At 70.0% G+C, this 15587-nt stretch carries 15 protein-coding genes; 5 read left to right on the plus strand and 10 right to left on the minus strand.

Going from position 1 to position 15587, the window contains the following annotated elements; translation table 11 throughout:
• Positions 1 to 8 precede the first annotated feature (8 nt).
• The 5 genes from qcrC to QM779_RS09865 all read left to right on the plus strand — a co-directional run bounded on the left by qcrC (position 9) and on the right by QM779_RS09865 (position 6240).
• Positions 9 to 854, plus strand: coding sequence for a cytochrome bc1 complex diheme cytochrome c subunit (gene qcrC, locus QM779_RS09845; protein ID WP_428534673.1), 846 nt, complete (start codon positions 9 to 11; stop codon positions 852 to 854).
• Positions 851 to 1930 (plus strand): cytochrome bc1 complex Rieske iron-sulfur subunit, encoded by a 1080-nt coding sequence (qcrA, locus tag QM779_RS09850; RefSeq protein WP_428534675.1) that lies wholly within the window; start codon positions 851 to 853, stop codon positions 1928 to 1930. The genes qcrC and qcrA overlap by 4 nt, the downstream gene beginning before the upstream one ends.
• Complete coding sequence (gene qcrB / locus QM779_RS09855; RefSeq protein ID WP_428534677.1) at positions 1930 to 3612, plus strand: cytochrome bc1 complex cytochrome b subunit; 1683 nt, start codon at positions 1930 to 1932, stop codon at positions 3610 to 3612. Before qcrA ends, qcrB begins: the two co-directional genes overlap by 1 nt.
• A gap of 14 nt (positions 3613 to 3626) precedes the next feature.
• Positions 3627 to 4145 carry an N-acetyltransferase family protein gene (locus tag QM779_RS09860; protein ID WP_428534678.1) on the plus strand — a complete coding sequence of 173 codons (519 nt, stop codon included), beginning with the start codon at positions 3627 to 3629 and terminating at the stop codon, positions 4143 to 4145.
• A gap of 649 nt (positions 4146 to 4794) precedes the next feature.
• The gene (locus tag QM779_RS09865) at positions 4795 to 6240 is read left to right on the plus strand and encodes a GuaB1 family IMP dehydrogenase-related protein (protein WP_428534680.1); all 1446 of its coding nucleotides are present in this window, start codon (positions 4795 to 4797) and stop codon (positions 6238 to 6240) included.
• Between the two features lie 3 nt (positions 6241 to 6243).
• On the opposite strand, the gene QM779_RS09870 is transcribed toward QM779_RS09865, so the two are convergent.
• The 10 genes from QM779_RS09870 to QM779_RS09915 form a co-directional block, all read right to left on the minus strand.
• Positions 6244 to 7095: a hypothetical protein gene (locus QM779_RS09870; RefSeq protein WP_428534682.1), complete on the minus strand. Its 852-nt coding sequence runs from the start codon at positions 7093 to 7095 to the stop codon at positions 6244 to 6246.
• A 153-nt stretch (positions 7096 to 7248) separates the two neighbouring features.
• A complete protein-coding gene (locus QM779_RS09875; protein ID WP_428534684.1) occupies positions 7249 to 8097 on the minus strand; it encodes a universal stress protein in 849 nt (282 codons plus the stop codon).
• A gap of 85 nt (positions 8098 to 8182) precedes the next feature.
• Complete coding sequence (locus tag QM779_RS09880) at positions 8183 to 10060, minus strand: CASTOR/POLLUX-related putative ion channel (protein WP_428534686.1); 1878 nt, start codon at positions 10058 to 10060, stop codon at positions 8183 to 8185.
• Positions 10061 to 10184: 124 nt separating this feature from the next.
• The gene (locus QM779_RS09885; protein WP_428534688.1) at positions 10185 to 10655 is read right to left on the minus strand and encodes a hypothetical protein; all 471 of its coding nucleotides are present in this window, start codon (positions 10653 to 10655) and stop codon (positions 10185 to 10187) included.
• Positions 10656 to 10775: 120 nt separating this feature from the next.
• Positions 10776 to 11171, minus strand: coding sequence for a cytochrome c oxidase subunit 4 (locus tag QM779_RS09890; RefSeq protein WP_428534690.1), 396 nt, complete (start codon positions 11169 to 11171; stop codon positions 10776 to 10778).
• Complete coding sequence (gene ctaD / locus QM779_RS09895) at positions 11168 to 12793, minus strand: aa3-type cytochrome oxidase subunit I (RefSeq protein WP_428538390.1); 1626 nt, start codon at positions 12791 to 12793, stop codon at positions 11168 to 11170. Before ctaD ends, QM779_RS09890 begins: the two co-directional genes overlap by 4 nt.
• Positions 12794 to 12873: 80 nt before the next feature.
• Positions 12874 to 13737 carry an aa3-type cytochrome oxidase subunit II gene (gene ctaC, locus QM779_RS09900; protein WP_428534692.1) on the minus strand — a complete coding sequence of 288 codons (864 nt, stop codon included), beginning with the start codon at positions 13735 to 13737 and terminating at the stop codon, positions 12874 to 12876.
• Between the two features lie 63 nt (positions 13738 to 13800).
• Complete coding sequence (locus QM779_RS09905) at positions 13801 to 14151, minus strand: HesB/IscA family protein (RefSeq protein ID WP_428534694.1); 351 nt, start codon at positions 14149 to 14151, stop codon at positions 13801 to 13803.
• A gap of 85 nt (positions 14152 to 14236) precedes the next feature.
• A complete protein-coding gene (locus tag QM779_RS09910) occupies positions 14237 to 15202 on the minus strand; it encodes a glycerate kinase (protein ID WP_428534696.1) in 966 nt (321 codons plus the stop codon).
• A complete protein-coding gene (locus tag QM779_RS09915) occupies positions 15199 to 15546 on the minus strand; it encodes a hypothetical protein (protein WP_428534698.1) in 348 nt (115 codons plus the stop codon). The genes QM779_RS09910 and QM779_RS09915 overlap by 4 nt, the downstream gene beginning before the upstream one ends.
• Between the last annotated feature and the right edge of the window lie 41 nt (positions 15547 to 15587).

Raw genomic sequence — 15587 nt, forward strand, 5'->3', positions numbered from 1 at the left:
GAACCTGAATGCGATCCCCGGCCCCAGGAGAGCGGCCAGAGCGGTCCTCGTCGACGCGCAGGTCCCTGCGTCGGCACAAGGCCGCACGTCCCGTCCTGCTCCTGCTGAGCCTGGTCCTGGTCGGTGCGGTGTACGCCGCCCTGGCACCGGCGACCAGTTCTTCGGCCGAGGGCGCGACGGACGCGCAACTCATCGCCAGGGGCAAGGACCTCTTCGCGGTGAACTGCGCGTCGTGCCACGGCCTCAACGGTGAGGGGCTCGCGCAGCAGGGAGCGCCCGCGCTGACCAACGTGGGCTCGGCGGCCGTCGACTTCCAGGTGCGCACCGGACGCATGCCCGCCGCGGACACCGGCGTCCAGGCCCCGCCGAAGGAGAACACCTTCACCGACGACGAGATCGCCGCGATGGCGGCCTACGTAGCCAGCCTCGGTTCCGGGCCCGCCACGCCGGACGAGGACCAGTACTCCCCGTCCGGGCTGACCGCGGAGGACGTCGCCAAGGGCGGCGAACTGTTCCGCACCAACTGCTCGGCCTGCCACAACTTCAAGGGCGCCGGTGGCGCCCTGCCGAACGGCGTCGTCGCCCCGTCCCTGCAGGACGCGGACGCGAAGACGATCTGGGAGGCCATGCGGACCGGCCCCGGCCAGATGCCGGTGTTCGCCTCCGGGGCGATCCCCGACGAGGACGTCCAGAAGGTCGTCGCCTACGTCGACCAGGTGAACCAGACCCCGTCCGCGGGCCTGACCCTCGGCGGCATCGGCCCGGTGTCCGAGGGCTTCTGGGCGTGGGTGGCCGGCATCGGCTCGCTGGCGCTGTTCGCGGTCTGGATCGCAACCAGGGGAGCGCGCGCATGAGCCACACCAACCTCGAGAAGGCGCACGGGGACGCGGCCGAACTCGAGCAGGCCGGACCCGTGGCGGACCCCGGCATCGAGGAGCACCCGCCGCGGTTCACCGACACCGACGAGCAGGCGGCGAACCGCGCCTACCGCCAGATCGTCGGGCTGCTGGCCGCGGTGCCCGTCCTCGTGCTCGTGTTCCTGGTCGTGTACTTCGCCGTGCCGAAGGACGCCCAGCTGGTGCTGTTCGGTGCCAACCTGAAGATGCAGACCACCCTGCTCGGGTTCAGCGCCGGCCTGGCCGCACTCCTGATCGGCGTGTCCGCCGTGCAGTGGGCGCGCGTCCTGATGAACGACGCCGAGATGGTCGAGGACCGGCACAGCGCCGGCTCCCCGCCAGAGGCGCGTGAGCAGGCCGCGGCGATCTGGAACACCGGCGTCGAGGACTCCGGCGTCCGCCGCCGCAAGCTGCTCGGCACCGGCATCGCCGGCGCGCTCGGCCTGATGGTCGTCCCCGCCGTGGTGAGCCTTGCCGACCTCGGCCCGTGGCCGACCGCCGACGTCCGCGCCCAGACCATCGAGAAGACGATCTGGGCCGAGGGCATCCACCTGGTCAACGACGTCAACAACCGCCGGCTCAAGGCCAGCGAGCTCGAGATCGGCCAGCTGGTCAACGCCGAGCCGGAGAACCTGCAGGACCTCGAGGGCGCGGCCTACCAGCAGGCCAAGGCCAAGGCGGCGATCATCGTCGTTCGGATGGACCCCAACTCGATCCGGATCCCCGAGTCGCGCAAGGACTGGCAGGTGGACGGGATCCTCTGCTACTCCAAGATCTGCACCCACGTCGGCTGCCCGATCAGCCTGTGGGAGCAGCAGACCCACCACCTGCTGTGCCCCTGCCACCAGTCGACGTTCGACCTCGGCAACTCCGGTGTGGTCGTGTTCGGGCCGGCCGCCCGGTCACTCCCCCAGTTGCCGATCACCACGGACGCGGAGGGCTACCTCGTCGCCCGCAGCGACTTCACCGTCCCGGTCGGGCCGAGCTTCTTCGAGCGCGACTCGTCCAAGGACTTCCAGGAGGGTGACCGCTGATGGCAAAGCCCGCAGAGCTGAACCCGGAATCGCCCGCGCTGGAGGTGCACACCCCGCCGACGAAGCAGAGCTCCAACAAGCTCGCCGGCCCGGCAGGGTGGGTGGACGAGCGCGTCGGCATCGCCAAGCTCGCCAGCAACCTGCGCAAGATCTTCCCCGACCACTGGTCGTTCCTGCTGGGAGAGATCGCGCTGTACTCGTTCATCATCCTGCTGCTCACCGGCGTCTTCCTGACCATCTGGTTCAAGCCATCGATGGCGGAAGTGGAGTACGCCGGCACCTACGAGCTGATGCGCGGCATCCCGATGTCGGAGGCGTTCGCGTCCACGCTGCACATCAGCTTCGACGTGCGCGGCGGTCTGCTCGTCCGGCAGATCCACCACTGGGCGGCGATGCTGTTCGTCGCCGGCATGACCGCGCACATGCTGCGGGTGTTCTTCACCGGGGCGTTCCGCAAGCCGCGCGAACTGAACTGGCTGATCGGCATCGGGCTGTTCTCGATGGCGCTGATCGAGGGCTTCGCCGGCTACTCGCTGCCCGACGACCTGTTGTCCGGCACCGGCCTGCGGTTCGTGGACGGAGCGATCCGCTCGATCCCGCTGATAGGCACGTGGGCGGAGTTCTTCGTGTTCGGCGGCGAGTTCCCCGGCGACATCGTGATCCCGCGCCTCTACATGGTGCACATCCTGCTGGTGCCCGGCCTGCTGCTCGGCCTGATCAGCGCCCACATGGCGCTGCTGGTCTACCACAAGCACACGCAGTGGCCCGGCCCCGGCCGCACCCAGCGCAACGTGCAGGGTTACCCGCTGTTCCCGATCTACGTGGCGAAGGCCGGTGGCTTCTTCTTCATCGTGTTCGGCGTGACGATCCTGATGGGTGCGTTCATGCAGATCAACCCGGTGTGGTTGTTCGGGCCGTACAATCCATCTCAGGTGACCGCCGGCTCGCAGCCCGACTGGTACATGGGCTTCGTCGAGGGTGCGATCCGGATCATGCCGAACTGGGAGTGGCACGTCCTGGGCACCACGTGGTCGTGGAACGTGTTCATCCCGTTCATGGGCCTGATGGGCCTGCTGTTCACCGGGTTGGCGCTGTACCCGTTCATCGAGGCGTGGATCACCGGTGACCACACCGAGCACCACCTGCTCGACCGGCCGCGCAACGCCCCCGTCCGTACGGGCATCGGTGTGGCCGGCATGGCCTGCTACGCGATGTTCTGGCTAGCGGGCGGCAACGACATCCTCGCCACGCAGTTCCACGTCTCGCTCAATGCCGTGACGTACTTCATGCGCGTGGCGGTGTTCGCCGTGCCGGTGCTGGCGTTCATCGTGACCAAGCGGGTCTGCCTGTCGCTGCAGCGTGCGGACGCCGAGCGCGTCCTGCACGGCTCGGAGACCGGCGTGATCGTCCGCTCGCCCGACGGTGGCTTCACCGAGGCGCACCGTCCGATCTCGCAGGCCGAGGCGTACACGCTCACCCGGCACCCGCAGTTGCCCGCGCTCACGCCGAACGGCAAGAAGGTGGGCCGGCTGCGGCAGCGCCTTTCGGCGTGGTACGCCGGCGGCCAGGTGCCCAAGCCCACCGCTGCGGAGATCGCGGACGCCGCGCACCACGGCGAGGTCGAGGGCGCGGACCACGACGTGCCGTCGCTCGAGGGCGGCGAGTCCGGGGAGAAGCACTGAGCCCCATCGTCGATGTGGCGCGGACGCGGTCCGCGCTGCCCGGTCCGGACGAGGTCGAGGACCTCTACGCGCTCGCGTCCCGGTCGGCCGGGGACGCCGGGGTGTCGGACGCCGCCGCGCTGTCGGCGACCCTGTACGACCTCGCCCTGGACCGTGACGACGTGGTCGCCGTGACGGCGCGCGAGGTCGGCGAGCTGGTCGGGTTCGGGTACGGGCACCGGTGGCGCTGGGCCGAGCAGACCGACGACTGGTCGCTCGACCTCGCCGCGCGGCTGGGAGCGGACGCGGCCGGCCTGGAGGACGCGTTCGCCGTGCAACTGTTGGCCGTCCACCCGTCCTTCACGCGGCACGGGCTCGGCTTCGAGCTGTTGAAGCGCCTGATGATCGCGTCCGGCGCGCCCGTCCACTGGGCGCTCGTCCCCGACGAGAACTCTCCCGCCGTCCGCCTGTTCCGCCGGATGGGCTACCGGCGGCTCGCCCACGGCCCCGAGTCGGCCACGGGCTCCCCGGGCCTGCTCCTCGTCCACGGCTGACCCGGTCACGCCGACCGTCCACCCGGGCGGCGTCCCTGTCATCCCGGGCTTGACCCGGGATCTCCACGCCACCCCGTCCTTCCCCGGCGTTCCTGTCATCCCGGGCTTGAGCCCCGATCTCCACGCTACCGTGGCCACCCTCCGTCCCTGTCATCCCGGGCTTGACCCGGGATCTCCGGTTCAACTGTCGGCGCCGTGGACGCGGAGATCCCGGCTTTCGCCGGGATGACAAGGGTGGAGGGCGGGTCCGCGGCCGGCCGTCCACGACAAGGTGGACCGAAAGAGGCGACTACGCCCCGGAAGCGTCCACTTCACGGTGGACGGTGCCGCGTCAGCGCTCTAGGTGGACCGAAAGAGGCGACTGCGCCGCAGAAGCGTCCACTTCACGGTGGACGGAAGCCGGGCGAGGTGGGCGGAAGCCGAACGAGTACGCGGCTCGAGACTCCGCAGGAGACGGTCGCTGCCTCCCGGGCTTGACCCGGAATCCCCACACCACCCCTGCCACCCTCCGGCGTTCCTGTCATCCCGGGCTTGACCCGGGATCTCCACACCACCCCGGCCGCCCCGGGACGGCACGATGGGAACCGTCCCCATCGTGCCGTCCCGGTGACTCGGAGGGCGGCGTTGCGCGGGCCGGTAGGATTGCGCGGTGCGTTTCCTCACCGGCAAGCCCGAGTACGACCTGACCTATGACGACGTCTTCATGGCGCCGCGGCGCTCGTCCGTCACCTCGCGCCTCGACGTCGACCTGACCACCACGGACGCGCTCGCGCTGCCGCTGCCGCTGATCGTGGCCAACATGACGGCGATCGCCGGACGCCGCATGGCCGAGACGGTCGCGCGCCGCGGCGGCATCGCGATCATCCCGCAGGACCTGCCGGTCGACATCGTCGCCGGCGCGATCGGCAAGGTGAAGGCCGCCCACACCGTCTTCGACACCGCGCTGACCATCGGCCCGCACGCGACGGTCGGCGAGGCGTTGCACCTGCTCCCGAAGCGCGCGCACGGGCTCGTCGTGGTCGTCGACGCGGACGGGGCCCCGCTCGGCACGGTCTCCGAGGCGGAGGCCGCGGGAATGGACCGCTTCGCCCAGGTGCACGAGGCGATGCTCACCGACCTCACCGTCGTCTCACCCGAGGCGACCCCCACCGAGGTGTTCGACGAACTGACCGCACGCCGCCACAAGGCCGCCCTGGCGGTCGAGGACGGCCGTCTGGTCGGCCTGATGACGGTCAAGGGCGCCCTGCGCGCCGCCCTCTACACCCCCGCGCTGGACGCGGACGGACGCCTGCGGATCGGCGCAGCCGTCGGCATCTCCGGCGACGTCGAGCACCGCGCGGAGGCCCTCCTCGAGGCTGGCGCGGACGTGCTGGTCATGGACACCGCCCACGGCCACCAGGAGCGGATGATCGCCGCCGTGGAACGCTGCCGCGCGGTCGTCGCCGGCTCCGGCCGGAACGTCCCGATCGTCGCGGGCAACGTGGTCACCGCGGACGGGACCGCCGACCTGATCGATGCCGGCGCGGACGTGGTGAAGGTCGGCGTCGGGCCGGGCGCGATGTGCACGACCCGGATGCAGACCGGCGTCGGGCGCCCGCAGTTCTCCGCCGTCCTGGAGTGTGCGCAGGAGGCCGCCGAGGCCGGCCGCAGCATCTGGGCCGACGGTGGCGTCCGGCACCCCCGCGACGTCGCCCTCGCCCTGGCCGCGGGTGCCGGCGCGGTGATGATCGGCTCGTGGTTCGCCGGGACGCACGAGTCCCCCGGCGAACTGCTGTACGCGTCCGACGGCCGCCCGTACAAGGAGTCGTTCGGGATGGCGTCCGCGCGCGCCGTCCGGGCCCGCACCCGCACGCAGTCCGCGTTCGACCGGGCCCGCGCGGGCCTGTTCGAGGAGGGCATCTCGTCCTCCCGGATGTACCTCGACCCGGAGCGTCCCGGTGTGGAGGACCTGCTCGACTTCATCACCTCCGGCGTCCGCAGCTCGTGCACCTACGCGGGCGCCCGCACCCTGACCGAGTTCGCGAGCCAGGCGATCGTGGGCGTCCAGTCCGCGTCCGGCTACAACGAGGGACGCCCGCTGCACTCCAGCTGGTGAGGCTCAGCAGGTCACGGTGATGTAGAAGTAGAAGCTGTACGGCACCTCCAGGTGGGTGCTTGAGCTGAGGTACCAGGTGAATACCGTCGCCGTGTTGCTTCCGAACGCGTACGCGGCGCCGTACACGCCGGAACCGGCGTTGTAGGTGTCGACCATCGGCGTGCAGTAGGTGATCGTGCGGTCGAACGTCACGGTGAACACACCGGGGCTGTTGTTCACGGCCGAGACGATGCCGGACGAGCCGGCGTAGATGGTCCCGTTCGGTGCGACCATGCCCGCGAGCTTCGGCAGGTAGTAGCCCGAGACGCTGAGCACCAGGTTGGTGGTCGCGGTGAAGTTCTTCACCGTCAGGCCCGGGGTGGTCCCGGCCCGCACCGCGACCACCCCGTTGCCCGACATCGTGAACGAGCCGTAGTTGAGAAAGGTCGCCGTCGGCTCGGCCGCTCCGGCGGCCCAGATCTTGAGTGATCCCTTCTTCGACGGGCTCACGACCACCGCGGTCAGGGCGACGGCCTGCGCGATGGTCGGGACGCCGCAGCCGGCCGCGTCCCCACCCTGGTCGCTGCCGCCCGCGACCGCGTAGCTGCGGGAGGTCTTGTTCTTGAGCTTCGTCTTGTTGGCGCTGTTGCCGTGCCGGGTGTCGACGATCACGCACGGTGCGATCGGCACGAAGTCGGTCGCAGGGGAGGACGCGGCGATGGCCGCCGCCTGGACCTTCTTCGCGTCCTGCGCCGGGACCGGTGGCGAAGCCACGGGAATCGGGTCTGTGGCGGCCGCATCGCCCGCGCTGCCGAAGAGGACGACCAGCGCCGCCAGCGCCGTGCCGACCGTGAACGTGATGGATCGCCTGCTCATGTTGCGCCCCCTGCGGTGCCGGACGGGCTGCTCGCCGCTCGAGCGACCACACCGGAACACCTCGTCACGAGGCAACTCCTCGGCGTCGGCGGGGTCAAGGCGTAAATGCTCACCTTGCACGACGCCGCCCCCGGTGCGCGTGGCGGCCCCCGATCAGCGGGTCAGGCCGACCGGGCAGGACGAGTGGGCGAGGACGCCACGGGCGAGGCCGCTGAGTCGTTCCGGCTGCACCCCGAGGATGAGCAGGTCGACCTCGCGGCTGCGGGCCACCAGCTCGTCGATCGGGGCGCCCGCGGCGAGTTCGGACTCGATCACGAGGTCCGGGTGTTCAGCGCGGAGGGTGTCGAGGCGCTCGTCCAGTTCCTTCGTGCCCGCCGCGTAGGTCGACGCCCGGACGCCGGGGTCGCCGGGCACGACGTGCACGACCCGGAGCCGGGCGTTGCGCACGGTGGCCTCCCGCACGCCCCAGGCCAGCGCGTCCGAGTGCGACAGCAGGGAGCCGATCGCCACGGCGACCACGCCGTGGCCGCCGGTCCGCTCGGGCGTGGAGGACGCGGAGATCACCACCACCGGACACCGGGCGCGGCCCGCGACGGCCACGCTCGTCGACCCGACGAACATTCGCTCCAGGCCCGACATGGACCGCCGGCCCATGACCAGCATCCCCGCCTGCTCGCTCAGCTCGGCGAGCACGTGCGCGGGGTGCCCGGGCACCACCTGGGTGGTGACGCGCTCCGCGGGGAATCCCTCCGTCCCCGCGACCTCGAGCGCGTCCTTAACGAACGACTCGCCGATCTGGCGGATCTCGTCGATCGGCACGACGATGTCCCACAGACCACCCACCAGGGCGGACGCGTCCGCCACGTTCACGATCCACAGGTCGGAGTCCGTGGCGAGCGCCTCGCGGAGGGCGTACCGGACGGCCCGCAGGCCGTCGTCCGATCCGTCCACGCCGACGAGGACCCGGCGCCTGGCTCCTTCGACAGGCTCACCGTTACTCATGCCTCGACCATCCTCCCGACCGACCGGCGCGTCAACACCCCCCACGGGTATGGCGGGTCATGGGTGGGGACGCAGCTCGGCCGCCTCAGGCCTTGCCGAGGGCGAGCACGATCACCCTGTCACCTGTGGTGAAGGTGATCTCCTCGTCCTTCCCCGGGTTGACGCGCACGCCGTAGCCCAGCGCGCTGTTGTGGGCGTCGGCGGCGAGCCGGTAGCCGATCGCCGTCTCGCCACGCCGCCGCGCCGCGTCCATCACGGCCAGGAATGGGACGTCGCGTCCCGGCACGATGTAGTCGCCCGCCGGATTCAGGTAGATCTCGCTGCCCTCGCTGGAGAAGAGGGTCTCGAACACCTTCGTGAGTCCCCTGTTCTCAGAGACCTGGGACAGCATCAGCGCGATCAGCTTGTCGCTCACGATGAAGTCGTCCGCCTCGGTCACCTCGGCGAGCTCACGGTTCGCATCGTCCAGCATCTCGCTGACGATGTTGAGCTCGAAGCCACCATTTCGGGAGAGGTCGCGGAGCTGCAGCAGGGTCACCAGCGTGCGGCTGTCGGCCCGCTGGGGATCGGGGTCCTCCTTGTCGGCCAGCACAATGATGTGGTCGAACCCCGCGACGTCAAGGTCCTCCAGAACCGCCCTCCGGGTCGGGTCTGCGCAGTGGAACGTGGCCGACAGGTTGGCCAGCACGGGCAACTCCGGTGCTTCGGCGGGCGCGATGATCGTGACGACCGACCCCGGCGCGACGTAGTCGTCGAGCTCACGAAGCATCAGCGGAAGGCCCCGGTTCACCCCCAGCACGAGCGTGCGTTCGGGACGCGACGACTCCGAAGGGCGACTGCTCAGGTCCGCGTCGTCGGGTGTTCCCGGTTCACCGAGCGTGATCAGGCTGTCGTCCTCGGCGATCACGATCACCTGGTCGCCCTCACCGATCACCGTGTCGGGCGGCGGGTTGAGCAGCACCTCCTCACCATGGACGAGCCCGATCGCTGTGCTGTCGATGAAAGCCAGTTGGGCGTCGAAGTAGGTTCGGCCGGCCAGCGAGGGCTGGGACGTGAAGTAGATTTCGTCGCCCTCGAAGTCGAGCAGTTCCCCGTAGACCACCGACAACCCGGACTGACGACAGGTCTGGATGGTGATGCGGGCTATCAACTCTGCGCCGAGCACCCAGTGGGCCTCGTCGCGTCCGACCAGGCGGGCGACCTCGAGATTCGTCGGATCGGCCAGTTCGGCGACCATGTGGATCGACGCTTCGGAGCGTCCCGGATTGTTGGTGACGGCCAGAGCGGTCTTGATCACCTCGGCGTCCGCCATGGCGGCGTCCTCCGGAGCGAGGACGATGATGCTTCTGGCGCTCGACGGGTCGACCAGCGCGAGGTCGGTGAGCGACTTCGGGTCCCCGGTGCGGCAGATCACCCTCGTCCTGCCGAGCTTGCCCGCGGACGTGCGGATCGCGTCCTCCATCTCCACCTTGTCCCTGGCCGCGAGGACGACGATGCTGCTGCGCCCCCGGGACTCGTTCGCGATGGCGAGTTGGTGGATGATCGAGTGGACCTTCGGGTTCCAGCCGAGGATCAGGGTGTGGTCGCTCTCGAGGACCCGCGAACGGCCCTTGCGCAGCTCCTCGACCTTCGCGTCGAACGCCCCCGACACGATGCCGATCAGGCTGGCGACGATGATCAGGCCGCCAACGGTGATGACGAGCATGAGGAGCCGGAAGCCCCAGCCGGAGTCGCCCCCCATCGTGCCCGGATCCAGGGTGCGCATCAGGCCACCCCACAGGATGTCGATGAAGTCCCCGTCGGAGGCGTCGTCGGGGAACGCCCGGAAGACCCAGACCACGCCGCTCACGACGACAACGAGGACCACGGTAGCCAGGCCGAGTAGCCCGATCAGCGCGACTGGCCCTCGCGACATCTGGTTGTCGAACCAGTAGCGCACCCTGTCCCCGAACCCCTGCTTCATGTTGCCTCCCCCGCCGGAGTGCGCCTGCGCGTGATGAGCATATTGGTCGCGTCCCGGCAGCATCTCGAACCACCGGAAAGACCCCGGGTCAGGGCCGGGATGTCAGTGCGCCGCGTCACCGGGGTCAGTGGTGGACGCCGACCGGGACGTCGTCGGTGGTGTCGGCCGGGGAGGAGGGACGCCGGAAGGACCTCAGCGTGATCACCAGCGTGGCGCCGTCGAGGTGGAGGCCGAGGTCGGCCTTCGCCGCCGCCTTCTCCCACCCGCAGTCGGCCCGGGGCAGCCAGCCGTCCCGCAGGGCGGTCGCGCGGGCCTGGACGAGCGCGCGTCGCGCATCCTCGGCGGACGCGCACACCAACCGGCGGCGCAGGACCGTGAAGCGGGTCCCACCGGCGACCCGGAGCGGCACGGGAGGGTGGTCCTCCACCGCGCCGCACGACGCCTCGGGGAACCAGCGGGCGAGGGACTCGGCTTCGAGGACGGCCAACTGCCGGCCGGCCGCGGGCGTCGCTGCGGCCTTGTTCAGCCCCACGAGCGTGACCATCGTGGCGGCTGCCGCGCCGAACCAGACCCACGTGCGTTGCGGAGCTCCCACGGCAGCCTCCTCATCGGGTGAAGGAGCTCTGAGCCTAGGGAGTGCGGAGGCGCTTCTCACAGACCCCGGCCGGGTGACCGTGCCGGGCCGTGACGGAAAGGAGTCCGGGCGGAGCCTGCGTCAGTGCTGGTACTCGTTGCGGTAGTACTGGTAGCACCAGCCGGTGGCCGACCAGATGCCCATCCCGATGCCCAGCAGGGTCAGCCACCAGCCGAAGATCGGACCCAGGGCCATCACCAGCACGGTGAGCGCCGTCCAGAACGGCCAGATGCTCTTCGAAGGGAAGAAGCCCACCTCGCCTGCGCCCTCGACGATCTCTGCGTCCTTGCGGTCCTCCGGGCGCGCGTCGATCTTGCGCGACTGGATGGAGAAGAACGTGGAGATCATCCCGAAGAACGCCAGGGTGAGGATCAGCGCGACCGTCCCGATGATCTCGTGGCTGACGAACCAGTACACCGGGGCCACGATCACGAAGAACACCGTGATCAGCGTGAAGATCAGCCGCTCGGCCTTCACCGGGTCACCTCCGGGGTGGTCGCGTCCTGGACGGCGGCCTGGACCGGGGTGTCGGTCTCGGGGTCCGGGTGGGAGAGGTCGTAGGCCGGCGAGATCGAGCGGATCCTCGGCACCTTGTCGAAGTTGAACCGCGGCGGCGGGCAGGAGGTCGCCCACTCCAGCGTGCGGCCCCAGCCCCACGGGTCGTTGGTGTTCACCAGCGGCGCCTTGCGGGTGATCCACACGTTCCACAGGAACGGCAGCATCGAGACGCCGAGCAGGAACGCACCGACGGTGGACACCTGGTTCAGGAAGGTGAAGCCCTCCCCCGGCAGGTAGTCGGCGATCCGCCGCTGCATGCCCTCCACGCCCAGCCAGTGCTGGACGAGGAACGTGGTGTGGAAGCCGATGAACAGCAGCCAGAAGTGCAGCTTGCCGAGGCGCTCGTTGAGCATCCGCCCGGTCAGCTTGGGCCACCAGTAGTAGAAGCCGCCGAACATCGCGAACACCACTGTCCCGAACAGGACGTAGTGGAAGTGCGCGACCACGAAGTAGGTGTCGGAGACGGGGAAGTCGAGCGGCGGGGACGCGAGGATGATGCCGGTCAGGCCGCCGAACAGGAACGTCGTGAGGAAGCCGATGGCCCAGATCAGTGGTGTGTCGAAACTCAGGGCTCCGCCCCACATCGTGCCGATCCAGTTGAAGTACTTCACACCGGTGGGCACCGCGATCATGAACGTCATGAACGAGAAGAACGGCAGGTTCACCGCGCCGGTCACGAACATGTGGTGGGCCCACACCGAGATCGAGAGGGCGCCGATCGCCAGGGTGGCCGCCACGAGGCCGATGTAGCCGAAGACCGGCTTGCGGCTGAACACCGGCAGGATCTCGGTGATGATGCCGAAGAACGGCAGCGCGATGATGTACACCTCGGGGTGCCCGAAGAACCAGAACAGGTGCTGCCACAGGATCGCACCGTCCGTGGCCGGGTCGAGGATGTGCGTCCCCAGCCGCCGGTCGGCCTCCAGCACGAGCAGGCCCGCCGCGAGGACGGGGAAGCAGACCAGGATCATCACCGAGGTGACCAGGATGTTCCAGGTGAAGATGGGCATCCGGAACATCGTCATGCCGGGCGCCCGGAGCGTGATGATCGTGACGATGAAGTTCACGCCGCCGAGGATGGTGGACAGGCCCATCACGTACAGGCCCATGATCCACAGGTCCCCGCCGACGCCGGGCGAGTTGATCGCGTCCGACAGCGGGACGTAGGCGAACCAGCCGAAGGATGCGGCGCCGCCCGGGGTGAGGAAGCCCGCGCAGGCCGTCAGCGACCCGAACAGGTACAGCCAGTAGCTGAAGGCGTTGAGCCGGGGGAACGCCACGTCGGGCGCGCCGATCTGCAGCGGCATGATCGCGTTGGCGAACGCGACGAACATCGGCGTCGCGAACATCAGCAGCATCAGCGTGCCGTGCATGGTGAAGAACTGGTTGAACGTCTCGTAGTTCATGAACTGCAGGCCGGGGTAGGCCAGCTCGGCGCGGATCGCCAGGGCCAACAGGCCGGCGAAGGCGAAGTAGAACAGCGCCGTGACGATGTACATGTTGCCGATCACCTTGTGATCGGTGGTGGTGAGCAGCTTCATCACCAGGGCGCCCCAGCGCTTGCGCTCCACGAGCGGCCGGACGTCCGCCTCTTCCAGCCCGACGCGATCGACGGTGGCGGTCACTTCTTCTCCCCCTCCGTGGTCGCCGGCACGCTGGGCACCGTGTTCGGGTACTCCGGAGCCGTGATCTCACCGGTCTGGCCGGCAGCTTTCAAGGTGTTCAGGTACGCGACGTAGTCCTCCGCGCTGACCACGTGGACGGTGAACAGCATGGCCGCGTGGTACGTGCCGCAGAGCTCCGCGCACTTGCCCGAGTAGACCCCGATCCGGTCCGGGGTCAGGTCGAAGGAGTTCGTGCGCCCCGGAATCACGTCCAGCTTGAAGTAGAACGCCGGGACGTAGAAGGAGTGGATGACGTCCCCGGAGACCAGGTTGAACCGCACCGCCTCGTTGACCGGCAGGTACAGGTCGGGGATCTTGTCGATCGTTCCGGCCTCGTGCACGACCGCGCCGACGGCCGGGTTGTCGGCCTCCATGTAGTTGAAGGTCCACGACCACTTCTGGCCGATCACGTTGACGGTGTGGATCGGCTGCTGGGGCGAGGCCTTCGCCAGCACGCCGTTCTGCGTCTGGACGGTGTAGAAGAACAGCACCCCGATGATCAGGAACGGCACCAGCGTGTAGAGCAGCTCCATCGGCAGGTTGTACTGGCGCTGCTTGGGGTGGTCGTCGTCGCTCCTCTTGCGGAAGCGGACCATCACCCAGAAGATCAGGCCCCACACGAAGACGCCGACCACGAGCGCCGCGATCCAGGCGCCCGTCCAGAGGTTCCCGATCAGGGCGGAGCGGTCACTCGCACCGTTCGGCAGGCCGAAGCGTCCCCACTGGGACGCGGTGTCGGCACTGCAGCCGGCGAGTGCGAACACGCCGACTGCGGCCGTCGCGGCCAGCAGCAACTTCTTCGGGCGAAGCTGTCGACCCACGAGGCGCCCTTCCGGTCAGTTTCCCTACGCTTGTTGGCTCAAGACCCTAGCCGTCGGCCCTGCTCAGTGGAAGGAGTCACCACACGCGCAGGAGCCCGTGGCGTTCGGGTTGTCGATGGTGAATCCCTGCTGCTCGATGGTGTCGACGAAATCGATCGTCGCGCCCATCAGGTAGGGGTAGCTCATGCGGTCGGTGACCACGGAGACGCCGTACCAGTCCTTCGCCACGTCGCCGTCGAGTTCGCGGTCGTCGAGCTGGAGCTGGTAGCGCAGGCCGGAGCAGCCACCGGGGGCCACCGAGATGCGGAGGGCGAGCGTGTCGACATCCTCGTTCGCGATCAGGTCCTTGACCTTGCTCGCGGCCACCTGGGTGAGGGTGATGCCGTCAGTCGTTGCGGGTGCGTCAACCGTCATATCTGCCTGAGTTCCTTCCGGGCTGGACTGGTCCTTCGTGCAACCAGACCCTTCGAGCCGGTATTCCGCCGGATCGCGCACGAGTCTATGCGAGCCCACCCCCACCGACGTACCAGCCCGCCGCGATGCGGGCCGCCACGCTGGTCAGCGCATCGGCCGTGACCGGACCGGCGGGGAGCAGGTGGGCGGCCTCGATCCCCATCGTTCGCAGCTCCCTGCGGGCCAGCCCCGACCCCGAGGTGACCAGCAGGCACGGGCGCTGCGCCGCCTCAGCCCACTCGGCGACCGCCGTCACGACCGGCCCGCCCCGGTCGAGGGCGGACAGTTCCGTGCAGCCGGTGACGACGAGGTCCGCCGCGCGGAGCGTCCGGTCCAGGCCAGCCAGATGGTGGCAGAACTGCGTACCCGACACGAGCAGCCCTCCCAGTGCGAGGACGGCCATCCCGGTCCCGCCGGCCGCGCCCCCTCCAGGGGCGACCTCGAGCCCCTCGCCGAGCTGCCGGGCCCGCCCGGCGAGGACCGCGTCCGCCGCCAGCAGCTGCGCGATGTCCAGGCGCGCGCCGAACGCACGCCGGGCGAGTCCTCCGCCGATCCCGGTGGCGGGCAGGTCCCGTTCGTCGGCCGCGACGATGCCGGTGATGCGGCGGCCGGCCAACGCCTCGCCGGCCGCGGCGAGCAGCCCCGCACCGCCGTCGTGGGCGGTGACGCCGGTGAGGTCGAGCGCCACCTCTGCGTCGTCGGGACGCAGGCTGTCGGCCACCCAGGCACCGAGGTCCGCCGTGGACGCCTCGGGCGCCCAGTCCGGCACGTCGGGTTCGCGAAGGCCCAGCAGGACGCGTCCCCCGCCACGGACCAGCCAGCGGTCGGTGCCGAGCTCCGCGTCCACCCCCCACAGGGCGGCGGCGGCCACGGCGAGGTCGGGCCCCCCGGCCGCGACCGGCACGACCGCAACCCGTGCCTCGGCGAACCCGCGGGCCAGCGCGGTCCCCGCCGCGAGGGGGTCGAGCCCGCCCACGCGTCCGGTCACGACAGCAACGTGCAGCGGGCTCACCGCTCCTCCCCCTGGAACGGGGGCTGCTCGAACCCGGAGGGCGGCGCGGCCGGAGGCAGTTCGTCCGGCTCGACGCCGGCGTCCCCGGCGAACCGGCGGACGCCCTCGCGCAGGCGGATCGCCTCCTCGCGGAGCTCCGCGGCGCGGGCGGCCAGCTGCGCACGGCGAGCCTCGAGCCCCTCCCCGAGCGCCGCGGCCTCCGCCGCCGACAGCTGGAGGCGCTGGTAGGCCAGCCGGCGCTGCGCGGCGGCGACATCGGCGAGGTCGGCCCTGACGTCGTGGAGTGCGGTGAGGGCGCGCTGGTAGGCGAGCTCCGCCTCGACCCGGGCACTGCCGTCGACCACGTCCGCTCCTCCGCTCCGGGTGACCTAGGATGTTGGGGTCA

Source organism: Propionicimonas sp. (assembly GCF_049840635.1).
GTDB lineage: Bacteria > Actinomycetota > Actinomycetes > Propionibacteriales > Propionibacteriaceae > Propionicimonas.

Excerpts from the sequence above, each read along its gene's own strand:
- qcrC (WP_428534673.1), top strand. The coding sequence starts at position 9 with ATGCGATCCCCGGCCCCAGGAGAGCGGCCAGAGCGGTCCTCGTCGACG.
- qcrA (WP_428534675.1), top strand. The coding sequence starts at position 851 with ATGAGCCACACCAACCTCGAGAAGGCGCACGGGGACGCGGCCGAACTC.
- qcrB (WP_428534677.1), top strand. The coding sequence starts at position 1,930 with ATGGCAAAGCCCGCAGAGCTGAACCCGGAATCGCCCGCGCTGGAGGTG.
- QM779_RS09870 (WP_428534682.1), bottom strand. The coding sequence starts at position 7,095 with ATGAGCAGGCGATCCATCACGTTCACGGTCGGCACGGCGCTGGCGGCG.
- QM779_RS09875 (WP_428534684.1), bottom strand. The coding sequence starts at position 8,097 with ATGAGTAACGGTGAGCCTGTCGAAGGAGCCAGGCGCCGGGTCCTCGTC.
- QM779_RS09880 (WP_428534686.1), bottom strand. The coding sequence starts at position 10,060 with ATGAAGCAGGGGTTCGGGGACAGGGTGCGCTACTGGTTCGACAACCAG.
- ctaD (WP_428538390.1), bottom strand. The coding sequence starts at position 12,793 with ATGAAGCTGCTCACCACCACCGATCACAAGGTGATCGGCAACATGTAC.
- QM779_RS09905 (WP_428534694.1), bottom strand. The coding sequence starts at position 14,151 with ATGACGGTTGACGCACCCGCAACGACTGACGGCATCACCCTCACCCAG.